The organism is Rhodococcus yananensis (assembly GCF_020515525.1).
GTDB classification, from domain to species: Bacteria; Actinomycetota; Actinomycetes; order Mycobacteriales; family Mycobacteriaceae; genus Rhodococcus; species Rhodococcus yananensis.
In genome coordinates, this window is record NZ_JAIYEP010000155.1 from 1 (window position 1) to 2,079 (window position 2,079).

Annotated in this window: 2 protein-coding genes; both read right to left on the reverse strand. The window is 68.0% G+C overall.

Annotated elements, in window-relative coordinates:
- Window positions 1–47: 47 nt before the first annotated feature.
- A complete protein-coding gene (locus LDQ05_RS19520; protein ID WP_226438604.1) occupies window positions 48–788 on the reverse strand; it encodes a DUF4191 domain-containing protein in 741 nt (246 codons plus the stop codon).
- Window positions 789–850: 62 nt separating this feature from the next.
- Window positions 851–1,861, reverse strand: a complete 1,011-nt coding sequence (gene lipA, locus LDQ05_RS19525) for a lipoyl synthase (protein WP_226438605.1) — start codon at window positions 1,859–1,861, stop codon at window positions 851–853.
- Window positions 1,862–2,079: the final 218 nt, after the last annotated feature.

The following is a 2,079-nucleotide window of genomic DNA, read 5'->3' on the forward strand; positions in this document are numbered from 1 at the left end:
CGCTCGATGCCCTCGACCCCGCCGCGGGAGTGCTGGTGCAGGTGCGGTCAGCGGCGGCGGATCGTCCGCTGCACGCTGCGCATCTTCGCGCCCTGCGGCAGCGGCCCCTTGGGGAGGGCCGCACCGGTCTTCTTCGAGTTGAGCGCCGACAGCCGGTTCTCGATCGAATCCATCCGCTTGGTGTCGATGTTCCGGGGGAGCTTGTTCAGATACTTCTGCAGCTGTGCCAGCGGCACCTGGCCCTCGTCGTTGCCCACGACGATCTCGTAGATCGGGGTGTCGCCGACCAGGCGTGCCACCCGCTTCTTCTCCTGCGAGACCAGGCCCTTCACACGACCCGGGTTGCCTTCGCCGACGAGGATGATTCCCGGGCGCCCGAGAACACGGTGCACCGCGTCGAGCTGGGTGGTTCCGGCGACGGCCTGCGTGACCCGCCACGCGCCCTGCAGATTGTCGAGCGCCCAGGCCGCGGCACCGGCCTGCCCGTCCGCCTTCGCGTAGACGGTCTTCTGCACACGGCGACCGAAGATGATGAATGCTGCGAGGCCACCGACGATGATGCCGAGAGGCAGGAGGAACCACTCGATGTCGAAGATCAGGCCGATGACGAAGAAGACGACGATCGACGCGACGAGCGCCCCGATCATCCAGGGCAGCAGGAGCTTGTCTTCCTTGCGCTGAATCTGGAACGCCTGCCAGAGTTGAGTGCGGCGCTCCTTCGATGCCTGCTTGCGGGCTGCCTTCGCGGCGGCCTTCGCTTCCTTGTCTGCCTTACTGCCCTTCGCCATGGTGTCCAGGATACTTTCCCCGCGGTGGGGTGCCTGCCACCGCGGGGTGCCCGGACGTCGGATCAGCTACCGAAGCGGGCCAGGACGGCTCCGGCCTCCTGGCTCGCGGATCCCTCCTGGGCCAGATGCGCCTGGTTCGCGGGCAGTTCGCGTCCGTGATGGGCCATCGCCTGCGCGTAGAGGCGGCCGGCACGGTACGACGAGCGGACCAACGGCCCGGCCATGACGCCGGCGAACCCGATCTCCTTCGCGGTGTCGGAATGCGCAACGAACTCTTCGGGCTTGACCCACCGCTCCACGGGATGATGCCGCGGCGACGGACGCAGGTACTGGGTGATGGTGACGATGTCGCAGCCGGCGTCGTGCAGATCGTGCAGGGCCTGGGTGACCTCCTCGGGGGTCTCGCCCATGCCCAGGATCAGATTCGATTTGGTGACGAGGCCGAACTCACGGGCGGCGGTGAGCACACCGAGGGAGCGGTCGTACCGGAACGCGGGACGGATGCGCTTGAAGATCCGCGGCACGGTCTCGACGTTGTGGGCGAGGACCTCGGGCCGGGATTCGAACACCTCCTGCAGAAGCTCGGGTCGGCCGTTGAAATCGGGGATCAGGTTCTCGACGCCGGTGCCCGGGTTGAGTTCGTGGATCTTGCGGACCGTCTCGGCGTACAGCCAGGCACCGCCGTCGGGTAGGTCGTCACGCGCCACCCCGGTGATGGTGGAGTACCGCAGACCCATCGCCTGGACGGACTCGGCGACACGACGGGGTTCGTCGCGGTCGAGGTCGGTGGGTTTGCCGGTGTCGATCTGGCAGAAGTCGCAGCGGCGGGTGCACTGCTCACCACCGATGAGGAAGGTGGCCTCGCGGTCCTCCCAGCATTCGTAGATGTTGGGACAACCGGCCTCCTCACACACCGTGTGGAGGCCCTCACGGCGCACCAGACCCTTGAGGTCGGTGTACTCCGGACCCATCTTGGCTCGGGTGCGGATCCATTCGGGTTTGCGTTCGATGGGCGTCTGCGAGTTCCGGATCTCGATCCTCAGCAGTTTGCGTCCTTCTGGGGCGACAGTCACGGTGCCGATCCTACGCCCGCGCGGCTGCCCGGGACCCGTGCGGGTGGGACCGTCCGAAGCACCGCGGGAGACGCGCGGAGGGCGGGAGTGCCGCAGCCCTCCCGCACCCCGTCGTTCGTGCCGGAGAGCGCACGCTACGACCTGACCGAGGACACGGAGACCGCGCGGTTGCAGGATGCGCTCGCCGCGGTCGCGTGGCCGGCGCTGAACGCCGCGGG

What these genes read in the sequence shown, in the direction of transcription:
- LDQ05_RS19520 (WP_226438604.1), bottom strand. Translation starts at nt 788, where the DNA reads ATGGCGAAGGGCAGTAAGGCAGACAAGGAAGCGAAGGCCGCCGCGAAG.